This is a genomic window from Alkalibacter saccharofermentans DSM 14828 (genome assembly GCF_900128885.1).
Lineage (GTDB): Bacteria > Bacillota > Clostridia > Eubacteriales > Alkalibacteraceae > Alkalibacter > Alkalibacter saccharofermentans.
In genome coordinates, this window is record NZ_FQTU01000004.1 from 119,062 (window position 1) to 134,221 (window position 15,160).

The following is a 15,160-nucleotide window of genomic DNA, read 5'->3' on the forward strand; positions in this document are numbered from 1 at the left end:
CCTCCTTTTGTTTTACTTGTCTTCAAGTATTTCAATTCCCGGAAGAGCTTTTCCTTCAAGGAAAGTCAGAGATGCTCCGCCACCTGTGGATATGTGGCTCATCTTGTCAGCAAATCCAAGTTGTTTAGCCGCGGCAGCACTGTCGCCTCCACCGATTATGGTAGTTGCATCTGAATCAGCCATAGCCTGTGCTACAGCGATGGTTCCCTTTGCAAATGCTTCAAATTCGAACACTCCCATAGGTCCGTTCCATATAACAAGCTTCGATCCCTTGATTGCGTCTGCAAACAGCTTGCTTGTTTCTTCACCTACATCAAGCCCCATGTGGTCACTTGGTATTGCATCGATCTTAACATTTTGGAAAGGAGCATCTGCAGCAAATTTTGTGGTCGCGACGACATCAACGGGAAGAAGGAAGTTTACGTTCTTCTCCTTTGCCTTAGCCATAAGCTCTTTTGCAAGCTCCAACTTGTCTTCTTCAAGCAAGGATGTCCCGATTTCGTAACCTTGAGCCTTAAGGAATGTATAAGCCATCCCTCCGCCGATGATCAAAGTGTCAACCTTGTCGATAAGGTTGTTGATTACGCCGATCTTGTCGGATACCTTAGCTCCGCCAAGTATCGCCACAAAAGGTCTTTCAGGATTCTCAAGAGCAGTCCCAAGAAACTTCAGCTCTTTTTCGATTAGAAGTCCGCATACGGCAGGGATATAGTCTGCAACGCCAGCAGTTGATGCATGGGCTCTGTGAACCGCTCCAAATGCGTCGGTCACGAATATATCTGCAAGAGAGGCCAAATTTTTTGAAAACCCAGGATCGTTGTCAGTCTCTTCTTTTCTGTATCTGGTGTTTTGTAGAAGTACAACATCGCCTTCCTTCATGTCAGCTGTCGCCTTTAATGCGTTTTCACCTACGACTTCATCGTCGTTTGCAAATACCACTTGTTTGCCGATCAGCTTTGAAAGCTCCTCTGCAACAGGTGCAAGAGAATACTGGGGATCCGGAGAGCCTTTTGGCCTTCCTAGGTGGCTCATTAAGATAAGCTTTCCACCTTCCTTGAGGATATGCTCGATAGTGGGAAGAGTAGCAGTAATCCTAGTGTTGTCGGTGATTACGCCTTCTTTCAGAGGCACGTTAAAATCCGCTCTCATCAATACTTTCTTACCCTTAAGATCTATATCTAAAATACTTTTTTTTGCCATTTTCATATCTCCTTTCGATAAAGAAATTTAATTATGGTTCAATTCCCGTATTTCGTAAAAAAGGAAAGGGTAGCCCCTTCCCTTCTTACAGTGTTATTTATTTATTATTTTACCATGTCCGCAACATACTTCGCCAATCTTACCAATTGAGAAGTATATGACATTTCGTTGTCGTACCAAGAAACTACTTTTACGATTTGCTCTCCGTCAGCTTCAAGAACTTTTGTTTGAGTCGCATCGAACAATGAACCGAAGTTGATTCCGATAACGTCTGAAGAAACAATCTGCTCTTCAGTGTATCCCAAAGTTTCGTTCGCAGCAGCTTTCATCGCAGCGTTGATTTCTGCTGCAGTTGTCTTCTTCTCTAATTTAACAGTAAGGTCTACCAAAGAACCTGTTGTTACAGGAACTCTCATAGCTCCTCCATCCAATTTGCCGTTAAGCTCAGGAAGTACCAAACCTACAGCTGCAGCAGCGCCTGTGCTTGTAGGAACGATGTTCGCAGCAGCGGCTCTACCTCTCCTAAGGTCTTTGTGAGGACCGTCAAGAGTTGATTGGTCGTTTGTATAAGCGTGTATAGTAGTCATTAAGCCGCTTTTCAAACCGAAATTGTCGTTAAGAACTTTTGCGAATGGAGCAAGACAGTTTGTAGTACAAGAAGCACCACTAAGAACTGTTTCAGATCCGTCAAGAACTTCGTGATTTACGTTGTACACGACAGTTTTCAAATCGCCTTTTGCAGGAGCGGAGATAATAACTTTTTTAGCTCCAGCCTTGATGTGCTTTTCTGCTCCCTCTTTAGTTGCAAAGAAACCTGTAGATTCGATAACTACGTCTACATCGTTGTCTTTCCAAGGAAGATTTTCAGGGTCTCTTTCAGCAAAGATCTTAATCTCTTTACCGTCCACAGTGATAAATCCGTCACCAGCTGTTATAGAATCAGTTTTGTATCTTCCCTGAGATGTATCGTATTTCAACAAGTAAGCTAAAGATTTTGCATCTGTCAAGTCATTCAATGCTACGATGTCAAAACTAGGATCGTCAAACATCAATCTGAAGGCCAAACGACCTATCCTTCCAAAACCATTAATTGCAACTTTTACTGCCATTAAAATTCCTCCTTTAATATATAAATAATTTGTTTTGCAGCGCTTTCATCGGTTATTAAAACCATGTCTTTTCTTACCCTTGATGTGGCAATTATCGCTTGTGCCTTGTCGGCTCCTCCTGCTATCGCCACAATGTTGTCTATATTTTTATAATCATCCAACGTGATACCAACGCTGCTGGATGGAAATATCATGCTGCCGTCTTTGTCGAAGTAGTGCCCAAATGCTTCGGAAACTGCGTTCGAATTTAGTATCCTAGCTATCTTTTCTTCAGGTAGATTTCTCGCCTGAGCCATCTCATCCGCCCTGCCAATTCCAAAAATCATTATGTCTATATCCTTGAACCTGTCAAAAACGCTTTTTATGTCAGGATAGGCTTTTAATGCATCTAAAAGCTCCTTTTCGATATTATCCGGTATGTGAAGCATTTCCTTTTGGGCTCCAAGCTTTGCCGCAAGCATAGATACGATGCTGTTTGCCTGGGTTGAATGACTCTTTCCTATTCCTCCTCTTACCGGTAAAACGGTAACCTTTGGATAGTGAAGCTCCGGCATGTTTCTCGCCACAGATGCTACGCTGCTTCCTCCGGTGATCCCTATGACAGATTCGGATTTTATTATGCCTGCTATGTATTTTGCAGCCTTTTCACCCATGAAATTGATAACGAGCTTGTTTTTACTGCTGTCTCCCGGAACTATGACCACTTTCTTTATTCCCAAGACTTCTTCAAGCTGTTCAGTAAGACTCTCAAAGTTTTTATATGAATAAATTATCTCCTTAAGCTGGTTTAAAACTTCATCTCCAAGCTCTGTAAGCATAATCCCCTGTCTCTCGACCTCGACAAAACCTTCCTTGTGAAAAAAATCTATTTCGTTTCTTATATGTCTTTCGCTTACATCCAGCTCTGTTGAAAGATGTCTTCTTCCTATAGGCTGATTTGCTTTCAACTGTGACAAAATATTGTATCTTAGTTCCATTAAATCAACTATCTCAGGAAGTATTCTCTTTTGTACATCGATAAACTGTTCTTTATCCAAGTTAATCCCCTCTTGCTTTCTAAAAGATAGAATCGATTCAAATGGGATTATTTTGTCCCGCCGGGTCTAAATATATTATAATATGTTTTAATATAAATGGCAAACCTTTTTTTAGCTTCAGGCTTCTTTGCGCTCCCGGGTGGATAATATATTTAAGTTTTCCCTGTACTTGGCAACAGTCCTCCTCGATATAGTATACCCTTTTTCCTTCAAAATATCTGTAATATTTTGATCCGAGTACGGTTTTTTCTTGTTTTCCTTGGATATCAAGTCCTTTATGATGTCTTTAATTTTTACCGCCGAGACGTCTTCCCCTTCCTGAGAAGCAAGCCCCGTGGTGAAAAAATGTTTCAAGGAGTAGATGCCCCTTGGGGTTACTGCGTACTTGTTTTTAATCGCCCTGCTTACAGTCGATTCGTGTATCTCAAGAACCTCTGCTATTTCCTTGAGAGTCATTGGCTTTATGTAGCCTTCCCCGCTTCTTAAAAAGTCAACCTGCTTTTCAAACAACAGCTGGGCGATGTTTTTTACGGTTTCCTTTCTTTGAAGGATGCTGTTAATTACAAAAGATGCGCTGTTGAGCCCGGATTTTATGAACTCCGTTGTTTTCTCATCCCCGCCCTTTTGCAGCAGCGACTGGTAATAGCTGTTTATCTTGAGCCTTGGTACATAGTGGTCGTTCATAGTGACAGAAACCTTGTCGTCTATTACCTCTACGAATATATCCGGAATGACGTAGTCTGGCTCCTCTTCACAGTACTTAAGCCCCGGCTTCGGATCCAGGCTTTTTAAAAGCTCTCTGTAGTAGGATATATCCTCTTTGTCCAGGTCTAGCTCCTTCATCAGCTTCTGATCCCTGTTGTAACCGATATCTTCAAGATGCTCGTCTATTATATGAAATAGCATGTCATCGAAGTGGTTCATATTAATCAGCTGGATCTTGAGGCACTCCCTTAAGTTTCTGCCTCCGACTCCCGATGGCTCGAACCTTCTGATGAGGTTGACCAGCTTAATTACTTTTGTGACCGGAACCTTTATCATCTGTGCCATTTCCTCCGGTTCCGCAGAGAGATATCCTCTCTCATCTATGAAGTCTATGATAAACTCCCCAACGCCATAATCTTCCTCTGAAAGATTAAGGACATGAAGCTGCCCTATCAGAATCTCCTTTAGAGATTCTTCCATGCATTTTACATTTTCTATAACGTTTTTTTCCTCATCATCGGAATAGGGTTGAGAATGCTCATGTGTTTTATTTGTGTTTTTCACAAATTCCAGCCAGTTGACTTCTCCCTCTCCCGCATCTACAGAAGTCTCCTCTTTTTCCAAAAGAGGATTTTTCTCCATCTCTTGATTTATATATTCGCCTAACTCAATAGTATTGTACTGAAGGATATTTATACCTTGAATAAGCTGATTGGTCATTATAAGTTTTTGTTTCTGCTTTAAAGACAAGTCAAAACCCAGCTTCATTTAATACACCCCTGTAATCGTAAACTTTTCAACAACTTCATTATAGCAAATTTCGTGCCATCATGCACATAAATAAAAAAAGACTGAAGGAACTCCTCCAGTCTCACAAGGGTTTATTCAAAGACCCTGGCTATATACTTTTCTGCGCTGACAGCTGCGATAGCTCCATCGGCCGCAGCCGTTATGACCTGCTTTAACATCTTTTGCCTTACGTCTCCTGCCACAAAAATACCTTCCATCTTGGTCTTCATCTCCTCATCGCCGATAATAAACCCGATCTCATCAATTTCCACCATATCCTCGAACAAGGTAGAATCCGGTTTATATCCAACAAAGACGAATACACCATCAACCGATAGATTCGTAAGCTCTCCAGTCTTGACGTTTTTAAGGGTGATGCCGTTTACTACCCCATCTCCTTTTATCTCTTCCACTACCGAGTCATAGATAAATTCCATCTTGCTATTCGCAAAAGCCTTTTCCTGTATAGACTTTGCCGCTCTAAACTCGTCTCTTCTGTGGACGACATAAACCTTTTTTGCAAGCTTGGTAAGAAACATTCCCTCCTCCAAAGCGCTGTCGCCACCGCCTATAACGGCAACCGTAAGATCCTTGAAGAAGAATCCGTCACATGTTGCACAGTAGGAAACTCCCATGCCCCTGAATTCTTTTTCGCCCTTGCAGCCGATTTCCTTGGGATTTGATCCCGTCGCGATCACCACAGACTTTGCCTCGTACTCATTTTTGTCTGTTTTAAGATAAAACAGCTTATCCTTCTTCTCGATGGACAGCAGCTCTTCTTTTGCAAATTCGCTGCCGAATTCCACGCACTGATCTTTCATCCTCTGGGAAAGTGCAGGACCGTTTGTGTTCTCAGCAGAACCGGGGTAGTTGTCGATATCATTCGTGGTAGCCAACTGCCCTCCTGCATCGCCCTTTTCAAGCACTATGTTCTTAAGCTTTGCCCTTGAAGCATATAGGCCAGCGGACAGCCCTGCCGGACCTCCTCCTATTATGACAAGATCGTAAGTCTTCATTGCGATTCCTCCTAATTATAGTATTAGTTAAGAATGTATTCTGCAATATTTGTGGCGTGGTCTCCGATTCTTTCCAAGTTGCTTACAACATCAAGGAAGATAATCCCCGAAGAGGCATTGCACATCCCTTCGTTAAGACGGGCTATATGGCTGGTTCTGAGTCTTTCTTCCATTTCGTCTATCTCGTCCTCGATCTTGATAGTGCTGATGGCTGCAGTGGAATCCTGGTCTTCAAATCCTTCCACGACATCCCTGCACACGGTCTCTACCATGTCCATCATCTTCTTAAGGTCGTCGACAGCCATGTCGCTAAAGCTGACCTTGTTGTCGATTCGGTACTGAGCGAGCTCTGCAATATTTTCAGCATGGTCTCCTATCCTTTCGATATCGTGGACGCAGCTGAATAAATCCATAAGTTTTCCGTGCTTTTCTTCGGATATATCTTCATTGACCAATAGTACCAGAAATTGAGTTATTTCTTTCGCAAAATCATTTATAACTTTTTCCCTTTGCATGACTTTCTCACAGAGCTCTTCATCTTTGTTTAAAAGGGCCTCTAGAGCTGTATGCAAGTTCTTGTTTGTGAGTCTTCCCATCCTTGTGATTTCTTTGACTACCTGACCCAGCGCTACTGCAGGGTTTTCGATAAGTCTTTTATCCAGATGCGGTCCCTTTTCGTCATGGTCGATTTTCTCAGGTATCAATCTGTCTATGAACCTTACTATCGGGTCCATGAACGGATACAGGATTATGGTATTAGTAATGTTGAAGAGAGTATGGGTGTTGGCGATTTCCCTGGTGACATCGTGGACCCTCATCCCTTCAATTACGGTGTAACCTGAAATAGCCTGAATGAACTCGTATATAGGATTGTTCCCTCCGGTAACCAGGTTCATGACATACAGAACTATCATCACCCATAAAGCTCCGATTATATTTACTGCAAGGTGAATTATAGCCGCTTTTCTGGCAGCTATGCTCGTGCCGATGCTTGAGAGCATGGCGGTCACGCAGGTACCTATGTTCATCCCTAAAAGCATAGGTACAATAATAGCCAGGGTAGCTGTACCGTCTACAGCGTTAAACGTACCGGAAAGGGCTATCGCCTGTAAAAGGCCAATGGTGGCGCTGCTGCTTTGTATAACGGCAGTGATAGCCATGCCCGCTAAAAGGCCCAAAATAGGATTTCTCCCGAATGATATGAGCATGTCTACAAAAACCTGGTTGCTTCTTAAAGGCCTTAGGGTATCGGACATAATGCTTATACCCAAAAACAAAATACCAAAACCTAATATAATTTCTCCCAATTGCTTCTGTTTCTTCTTCTTTGCCAGCAAAATCATGAACATACCAACACCTATGAAGAGAGGCGCAAAGTGATCTACCTTCAACGCTACAAGCTGAGCGGTTATGGTGGTCCCCACATTCGCCCCCAAAATAACACCTGCAGCCTGAAACAGATTCATAAGACCGGCATTAACAAAACCAACCATCATCACCGTCGTGGTTGTTGAGCTTTGGACGATTACCGTTACCACCGTTCCTACGATTATCGCGAGAACCCTGTTGTTGGTAAGCACTTCCAATAGCCTTTTCATTTTGTCTCCTGCTACAGCCTTCAAACCGTCCGACATTACGTTCATGCCGTAAATGAACAGACCCAGGCCTCCAATGAGACTAATGACCATTTCCGTCGTCATAAATTCCCTCCAAAATTCATATTCATACAGTAAATAATAATATCAAACTTAACAGAAATTTAAAACGAAATTAACAAAACTTTTTATTTATATTCGTTTATATTTTAACAATCATCACGACATGTCGGGAAATCTGTTTTGTCTTAGCGCTTCGTATAAAACAATGCCCACACTGTTGGAAAGATTTAAAGATCTGGCTTTCGGATTATCGATCATAGGTATCTTGAATCTGTTTTCCTTATACTTTTCATGGATCTTTGGAGGAAGCCCTGCCGATTCCTTTCCGAATATCAAAAAAGCATCTTCTTCGAATTTGATATCGGTATAAAACCTGCTGCTTTTTGTTGTCATGAAATAAAAGGGGCTACCTTCATACTTTTTCTCGAAGGCTTTAAAGTCGTCATGGATTTCCAGATCTAGTAAATCCCAATAATCAAGCCCCGCTCTTTTCACCTGTTTTTCATCGATCCTAAAACCCATGGGCTCGATCAAATGAAGCTTAGCTCCGGTAACTACACAAGTTCTTGCGATATTTCCCGTGTTTTGGGGAATCTCAGGTTCAAACAATACTATATTCATTTTCCATATGTTCCTTTCCAATTGATATCTATAGATTATAGCACAAGAGGGTTGCTAATCCTTTGCATTGTCAATAAATTAACTTAACGCGACAAAAAAAACACGACAATACATTTGTCGCTTGTTTTAACATGATTTAAATTAAAAATATCCCGGGGGAAGTAACGAGGGTTTACGGTTCGGAACGGGATACAAACGTTGGAATCCTCCGGGATCTCCAAATTGGGGGATGAATGCTTAACTATATATTACCCTTTTTCAGTCTTGCACAAACACCTATATACAAAAAATAGGACGAAGCAGTGCATGCTTCGCCCTATTTTGTTATTTTACCACTATGTTGTAAATCCTGCCCGGCACGAAAATCTCCTTGACGATCGTCTTGCCCTCAATATGGGCTTTTATGGATTCTTCCGTCATGGCAGCGGCGTTAGCCTCTGCCTGGGTGCTCTTGACAGGAATCTGAATCTTCCCTCTGACCTTGCCGTTTACCTGAACAGCCATTTCTATTACATCTTCTACTGTTTTTTCAGGATCAAAGCCAGGCCATCCCTGTTCATGCAAAACTCCACCAATGCCACACACTTCCCAGAGCTCCTCTGTGATATGGGGAGCTACAGGATTAAGCAGCAACAAAAAGTCAGAAAATTCTTTTTTGTTTATTTTACCCTTAGCATTAAATTCGTTGATCAAAGTCATAAGAGCTGCAATTGCCGTATTGAACTTAAGGTTTTCATAGTCCTCAGTAACCTTTTTAATGGTCTTGTTCATCATGACTTCATTGTCTTTAGAGTATTCATTGCCATCAACAAGTATGTTTTCGAGTTTCCATACCCTATCCAAAAAACGTCTGCAACCCTTTACCCCGTTATCAGACCAGGGCGCTGGCTTTTCGTAGTCTCCTATGAACATTATATAGGTTCTCAAAGTATCGGCACCGTACTCGCCAATGATCTCCCTTGGATTGATGACGTTGCCTCTAGATTTTGACATCTTCTCACCGTCTGCTCCTAGAATCAGCCCCTGGGCAGTACGTTTTGCATAGGGCTCATCCACCGGAACTTCGCCAATATCGTAAAGGAACCTATGCCAGAACCTGGAGTAGATAAGGTGACGGCTGACATGCTCCATGCCACCGTTGTACCAGTCGATTTGAAGCCAGTATTTAAGCTTGTCCTGAGAAGCGAACTCCTCATTATTCCTAGGATCGATGTACCTTAGGAAATACCAGCTTGATCCTGCCCACTGGGGCATGGTGTCAGTCTCCCTCTTGGCCTTTTGCCCGCATTTTGGGCATGTGGTGTTTACCCACTCCTCTATCGAAGCCAACGGAGACTCTCCGGTATCTGTCGGCTTGTAGTTCTTGACCTGAGGCAGCTTTACCGGAAGCTCATTTTCAGGCACTCCCACGATTCCACAGGTTTCGCAGTGAACCACAGGGATAGGCTCTCCCCAGTAACGCTGTCTGTTAAAGGCCCAATCCTTCATCTTATAATTTACAGTTCTCTTCCCGACACCGTGGCTTTCAAGGTGGGATATGATTTTTTCTTTAGCTTCCTTGACGTTCATACCATTTATTATGTCTGAATTCACGAGAATTCCGTTTTCAATGTCAGTAAATGCTTCCTCTAAGACATTCCCACCTTGTATGACTTCGATTATGGGAATATCAAATTTCTTTGCAAACTCCCAGTCCCTTCCGTCATGTCCGGGAACTGCCATGATGGCCCCGGTACCGTATCCCATCATAACGTAATCGGCTACCCAAAGAGGTACCAGCTCACCATTTAATGGGTTTCTGACTTTTACTCCCTTTACTTCGACGCCGCTTTTGTCCTTTGCAAGCTGAACTCTTTCAAACTCGGTCTTTTTCTTCGCCTGCTCCTGGTATTCCTTTATTTGATCCATATTGGAAATTTTTTCGCTGTATTTTTCAATCAAGGGATGCTCTGGAGCTACGACCATGAAAGTAACGCCGTACAAGGTATCCGGCCTTGTTGTAAAGACGCTTAGCTTGTCGTCGGTACCATCAATTTGAAAGTCGACCTCTGCTCCACTGGATTTACCAATCCAGTTTTCCTGCTCTAGCTTAATCCTAGGCAGAAAATCTACCTTTTCAAGACCTTCAAGCAGCTTTTCAGAATATTCCCTTATCTTAAGAAACCATACGTCCTTCTCCATCTGTACGACTTCGCTCCCACATCTGTCACACTTGCCATCCTGAGACTCCTCGTTTGCCAAAACAACCTTGCAGTCATTGCAGAAGTTTACGTAGGTTTTATTCTTGTAAGCAAGGCCTTTTTCAAAGAGCTTCAAAAATATCCACTGAGTCCACTTATAATAATTTTCATCTGTAGTATCCACTGTCCTGTCCCAATCGAAGGAATAGCCTATTTCCTTCAGCTGCTCGGTAAATACCTTGATGTTTTCATCTGTAACAAGCCTGGGATGCCTGCCCGTCTGTATTGCGTAGTTTTCAGTTGGAAGACCGAATGCATCCCAACCTATTGGAAAAAGGACATTATATCCTTCCAGTCTTCTTTTTCTTGATATTACCTCCAGGGAAGTATAAGCCCTGACATGGCCAACATGAAGACCGATCCCTGAAGGGTAAGGAAACTCCACCAGACCATAAAACTTAGGCTTATCCGAAAAATCCACAGCCTTGAAAAGTTCTTTGTCTTCCCATATCTTTTGCCACTTCGATTCGATATTTTTGTAATTGTACGACTTCATCGGTACCCTCCTAAAAAGTATAGATCATTTGTTGCAGTTCATAGTACTTGTCATGCGGCAATTATATCAATCAGAGCTTCTTGCCGTCACTCCAAAGCCTTTCAAGATCGTAGAACTGTCTTTCCTCTTCAAGAAACACGTGAACCACCACGCTGTTAAAGTCGATGAGTATCCATCTGCCTCCTTGTCGTCCCTCGTTGCTTATTGGCTCAATTCCTTCTTTAGAAGCCATTTCATCTACATGCTCTGCTATCGCCTTGACATTAACAGTTGAAGACCCGCTTGCGATTACGAACACGTCCGTCATCGGCGTAAGGTCCTTAACATCTATTATTTCAACGTCAGTTCCGTTTTTATCCTCTATCCATTCCTTGATCTTTTTTGCCAGTTCGTTAGAATTATATTCCAATGTAATTTTTCCCCTTTCCATAATAAGATGATTCCTTGCTTCTATAGTATCGGTATGAAGCACGGAATCTAATGATACAACGTACTTTATGGTATTGTCGAAGGCCTGTATCATTGCCTTGTCCAAATCCGCCATGGCGAGTTTTCTCAGCTGCTCCACCCCGTGATATTTTCTTCCCGGCTCTACGAAGTCAGCCAGGTAGATTATTTTCTCAAGCATAGTCATGCTTTTTTTCCCGGTGGTATGATACCTAATCGCCGAGAGTATCTCTTCGTCATCAACTCCGAATTTGCTTTTGGCCACGAAGCTTCCCACTGGGCCGTGCATCAACTGAGTTTCGTAATAGGTGATCTCATCTACATCCAAATCGTTTTTCTCGATGATGTCTAGCATCTTTTTCCTTGAAAAGGACTTTGCACAGTCATGGAGTATTGCCGCGATCATAGTCTTCTCCATGTCACAGCCGTATCTTTGGGCGAGCTCCATGGCAGATTCCACCACCCCCAGGGAATGGCGGTACCTTTTGTCTGACATCATCTTTTCAACTTCCAGCTTTAAAAGTTCGTAATCCATGGCAACCCTACCTGTATAGATTTTGTTGGTATATGTATTCTTCCACGTTTTCAGGAAGAAGATATTTTATGGAGTATCCGTGCTTTACTCTTGACCTGATCTCCGATGAGGATATGTCCATCTCCGGAGTGTATAGCTTAAGTATTCGAGCATGATATAGTTCCTTGAGTTCCTCAACCCTTGTGTCCAGCCTGTCTTGGTCATATCCCGGCCTGAATGTAGTCACTAGAGAAATCTTTTTAAGCACTTCCTCAGCCTGCTTCCAGGCGTCTATTTCAAAAACGATGTCTGCTCCCACAATCAGATAAAGCTCGTCCCCGGGATACGCCTTTTCAAGCTCCTTTAAGGTATCTATCGTATAAGTATACCCTTCTCGTTTGATTTCAATATCTGAAATTTCAAAATATCCGTTGCTTTCGATTCCTCTTTTTGCCAGCTCATACCTGTGAGAAGCATCAATATCCCAATCAGTTGTCTTGAAGGGATTGTTGCCAGTCGGTATGAACACCACCTTGTCAAGACCAAGGCGGTCTCTAGCTGATTCTGCTAGAAGCAGGTGTCCGTAATGTATAGGATTGAATGTCCCACCCAGTATCCCAACTTTTAACTTTTCCATCAAAACCACCTCGTATTTTATTTTTTTGCCTTTTTCGGCAATTCAATTTTAGGATCGGTATGGTTTCTCTTGTAGAGCACAAATTTATTTCCAATAGTGAAAACAACTTCTGAATCCGTAGAGTTCGCCAGCTGGTCCACTATGTCCTTTAATTCTTCCATGCAATTTTGCTGCATCTTGCCTTTAATCAGTTCCCGGCTTCTTAAAGCATCCTTTGCCTGTACGATAAGGTTCGGCGTTAGGCCGTCCTTGCCCACATGCAAAATATCCGGTTCGCCGACTGCAAGAGATTTCAAATAGCTTCTCTGCTTGCTCGTCAACATATTATTCTACCTCCATTATTTTATATAATCAAATTCTATGTCCAACAGGCGAACCGTGTCGCCTTCTTCAATGCCCAGTTTTTCAAGCTCTTCAAAGACTCCTCTTTCCTTAAGTATCTTCTGAAAATAAGAAATAGAGTCGTAATCGTCAAAGTTTACGGAAGCTATTAGTTTTTCGAGGAAATTCCCTTCAACCACATAAGCTTCATTGTCCCTGTACACATTATATCCCTTTTCGGACTTGAATTCATACAGCTTTTCTCCTTCGAGCTCATCCAAATCAAATATTGGTTCCACTTCCCCTATTTCATCCAGCAGGTTGCCTACCCTGTCCAAAAGGGTATCGATTCCCTGTCTGGTAGCTGCAGATATCAGGTAAACTTCGTATCCTTTTTCTTCAAGAGAGCTTTTTATCTCTTCCAAGCTCTCAGGCTCCATTACTGCATCAATCTTATTTAGGGCAACAACCTGTTTTCTTGCCGCCAACTTTTCATTGTGCATTTTGAGCTCCTGATTGATCTTTTCGAAATCGTCCAGAGGATCCCTGCCTGACATCCCTGAAATATCCAGTATGTGAATAAGCATTTTTGTCCTCTCCACATGTCTTAAGAACTGATGGCCAAGACCTGCACCTTCATTCGCTCCTTCTATTAGACCGGGAATATCGGCAATTACAAAGCTGTTTCCGTCCTTCCAGGACACTACTCCCAAATTGGGAACCAAAGTGGTAAAAGGATAATCTGCAATTTTGGGCTTGGCCTTTGATACTACTGACAGAAATGTTGATTTCCCTACATTTGGATAGCCTAAAAGCCCGATATCTGCAAGAAGCTTAAGTTCAAGCACGACCTTCAGTTCGTCCCCTTTATTTCCACCTTCGGCAAACCTGGGAGCCTGTCTGGTAGGCGTTGCAAAGTGCTGATTTCCCCTACCACCCTTGCCTCCCTTTGCAGCAATGATCTCTTCACCTGTTTCTGTCAGGTCGGCTATTATCTTTCCCGTTTCTTTGTCCTTGACGATAGTCCCGGGGGGAACTCCTATTATAAGGTCATCTCCCGCTTTTCCACTTCTGTTGCTGTTTCCTCCGTCTTCGCCGTTTTGAGCGGCGTGCTTCCTCTTATATCTGAAATCTATAAGAGTTCTTAAATTTGAATTGACTTGGAACACGACGTCTCCGCCTTTTCCTCCGTCTCCACCTGCTGGTCCTCCGTTGGGCACGTACTTTTCTCTCCTGAAAGCGACTGTACCGTTACCTCCGTTTCCTGCCTTGATGGATATTTCCACTCTATCTACAAACATTAATATCACTCTTTCCTCTTACAAAAACAACCACCTTTGAAAAGGTGGTCATTTGATTACATTGCATCTTTAGGATATACGCTCACTTGCTTTTTATCTTTGCCTTTTCTTTCGAATCTTACGATACCGTCAGCTACGGCAAACAGTGTGTCGTCCCCGCCTCTCATAACGTTGTTTCCGGCGTGGATTTTCGTTCCTCTTTGTCTAACCAATATATTTCCTGACAATACGAATTGTCCGTCTGCTCTCTTAACTCCAAGACGCTTGGATTCGCTGTCACGACCGTTCCTTGAACTACCTACCCCTTTTTTATGGGCGAATAACTGAATGTTCATTTTTAACATAGGTTCCACCTCCATTCAACCTACAACTTTCACATAGCTTTCATATTCTTTCTCTATGCTCTTAAGCCCTAGATACAAAGTCTCCAATATGGCTTTTGCCTTGGTAAATTGCTTATCGTCATAGATTTCCGGAATTCTGAATTCCAAAAACCCGTCCTCGTTTACTTTGTAATAAAATTCAAGCTTCACATATTCCAACAATCCGTTTATCGCTGATATGGTCAAAGTGGAAACTGCAGCGCATACTATATCCTTTCCGATATCGTCGTATCCGCTATGTCCATTGACTACAAGCGATTTTATCATCCCGTCTTCTCTCTGAAAATTACACGTAATCATAATTACTCAGCTTTTCCCGCTTTGATTCCGGTTATCTTTACTTCAGTAAACGGTTGTCTGTGACCTTGCTTTCTTCTGTAATCTTTTTTAGACTTGTACTTATAGATTACAACCTTTTTGCCTTTTCCGTTAACGACTACTTCCGCGCTTACAGCAGCACCTTCAACAGTTGGAGCACCTACCACCAAGCTTCCGTTGTTTACAGCAAGCACCTCAGTGAACTCTACAGTCTCACCTTCTGCAAGATTCAGCTTTTCAACTTGGATTACATCGCCTTCTTTAACACAGTATTGCTTTCCGCCAGTTTTTATAACAGCATACATTCCTTACACCTCCTCAATCCAGTCTCGCCTTTAAAGGTCTCCTTCCGGAAGTTCTACCTTGTC

15 protein-coding genes are annotated in these 15,160 nt (G+C 42.6%); all 15 read right to left on the reverse strand.

The features are described 5' to 3' along the window. Positions 1–12 precede the first annotated feature (12 nt). Positions 13–1,206 (reverse strand): phosphoglycerate kinase, encoded by a 1,194-nt coding sequence (locus BUB93_RS04410; RefSeq protein WP_073269866.1) that lies wholly within the window; start codon positions 1,204–1,206, stop codon positions 13–15. 98 nt (positions 1,207–1,304) lie between these two features. Continuing rightward, a complete protein-coding gene (gene gap, locus BUB93_RS04415; protein WP_073269867.1) occupies positions 1,305–2,309 on the reverse strand; it encodes a type I glyceraldehyde-3-phosphate dehydrogenase in 1,005 nt (334 codons plus the stop codon). Next, positions 2,309–3,346, reverse strand: a complete 1,038-nt coding sequence (locus BUB93_RS04420; protein WP_242945365.1) for a sugar-binding transcriptional regulator — start codon at positions 3,344–3,346, stop codon at positions 2,309–2,311. The genes gap and BUB93_RS04420 overlap by 1 nt, the downstream gene beginning before the upstream one ends. A gap of 117 nt (positions 3,347–3,463) precedes the next feature. Continuing rightward, on the reverse strand, positions 3,464–4,819 hold the full coding sequence (rpoN, locus tag BUB93_RS04425; RefSeq protein ID WP_073269868.1) for an RNA polymerase factor sigma-54: 1,356 nt from the start codon (positions 4,817–4,819) through the stop codon (positions 3,464–3,466). Between the two features lie 113 nt (positions 4,820–4,932). Then, positions 4,933–5,856 (reverse strand): thioredoxin-disulfide reductase, encoded by a 924-nt coding sequence (gene trxB, locus BUB93_RS04430; RefSeq protein ID WP_073269869.1) that lies wholly within the window; start codon positions 5,854–5,856, stop codon positions 4,933–4,935. A gap of 23 nt (positions 5,857–5,879) precedes the next feature. Further along, positions 5,880–7,556: a Na/Pi cotransporter family protein gene (locus BUB93_RS04435; protein WP_073269870.1), complete on the reverse strand. Its 1,677-nt coding sequence runs from the start codon at positions 7,554–7,556 to the stop codon at positions 5,880–5,882. A 114-nt stretch (positions 7,557–7,670) separates the two neighbouring features. After that, complete coding sequence (locus BUB93_RS04440) at positions 7,671–8,135, reverse strand: tRNA (cytidine(34)-2'-O)-methyltransferase (protein WP_073269871.1); 465 nt, start codon at positions 8,133–8,135, stop codon at positions 7,671–7,673. A gap of 324 nt (positions 8,136–8,459) precedes the next feature. Continuing rightward, entirely contained in the window at positions 8,460–10,871 is a 2,412-nt protein-coding gene (gene leuS, locus BUB93_RS04445; RefSeq protein ID WP_073269872.1) for a leucine--tRNA ligase, read from the reverse strand. A gap of 70 nt (positions 10,872–10,941) precedes the next feature. After that, the gene (gene yqeK / locus BUB93_RS04450; RefSeq protein WP_073269873.1) at positions 10,942–11,853 is read right to left on the reverse strand and encodes a bis(5'-nucleosyl)-tetraphosphatase (symmetrical) YqeK; all 912 of its coding nucleotides are present in this window, start codon (positions 11,851–11,853) and stop codon (positions 10,942–10,944) included. A 7-nt stretch (positions 11,854–11,860) separates the two neighbouring features. After that, positions 11,861–12,469, reverse strand: a complete 609-nt coding sequence (gene nadD, locus BUB93_RS04455; protein ID WP_073269874.1) for a nicotinate-nucleotide adenylyltransferase — start codon at positions 12,467–12,469, stop codon at positions 11,861–11,863. Between the two features lie 17 nt (positions 12,470–12,486). Next, positions 12,487–12,792: a YhbY family RNA-binding protein gene (locus BUB93_RS04460; protein ID WP_073269875.1), complete on the reverse strand. Its 306-nt coding sequence runs from the start codon at positions 12,790–12,792 to the stop codon at positions 12,487–12,489. A gap of 15 nt (positions 12,793–12,807) precedes the next feature. Next, on the reverse strand, positions 12,808–14,091 hold the full coding sequence (gene obgE / locus BUB93_RS04465) for a GTPase ObgE (RefSeq protein ID WP_073269876.1): 1,284 nt from the start codon (positions 14,089–14,091) through the stop codon (positions 12,808–12,810). 56 nt (positions 14,092–14,147) lie between these two features. Further along, complete coding sequence (gene rpmA, locus BUB93_RS04470; RefSeq protein ID WP_073269877.1) at positions 14,148–14,435, reverse strand: 50S ribosomal protein L27; 288 nt, start codon at positions 14,433–14,435, stop codon at positions 14,148–14,150. 15 nt (positions 14,436–14,450) lie between these two features. Continuing rightward, entirely contained in the window at positions 14,451–14,774 is a 324-nt protein-coding gene (locus BUB93_RS04475) for a ribosomal-processing cysteine protease Prp (protein WP_073269878.1), read from the reverse strand. Between the two features lie 2 nt (positions 14,775–14,776). Further along, the gene (rplU, locus tag BUB93_RS04480; RefSeq protein ID WP_073269879.1) at positions 14,777–15,097 is read right to left on the reverse strand and encodes a 50S ribosomal protein L21; all 321 of its coding nucleotides are present in this window, start codon (positions 15,095–15,097) and stop codon (positions 14,777–14,779) included. Between the last annotated feature and the right edge of the window lie 63 nt (positions 15,098–15,160).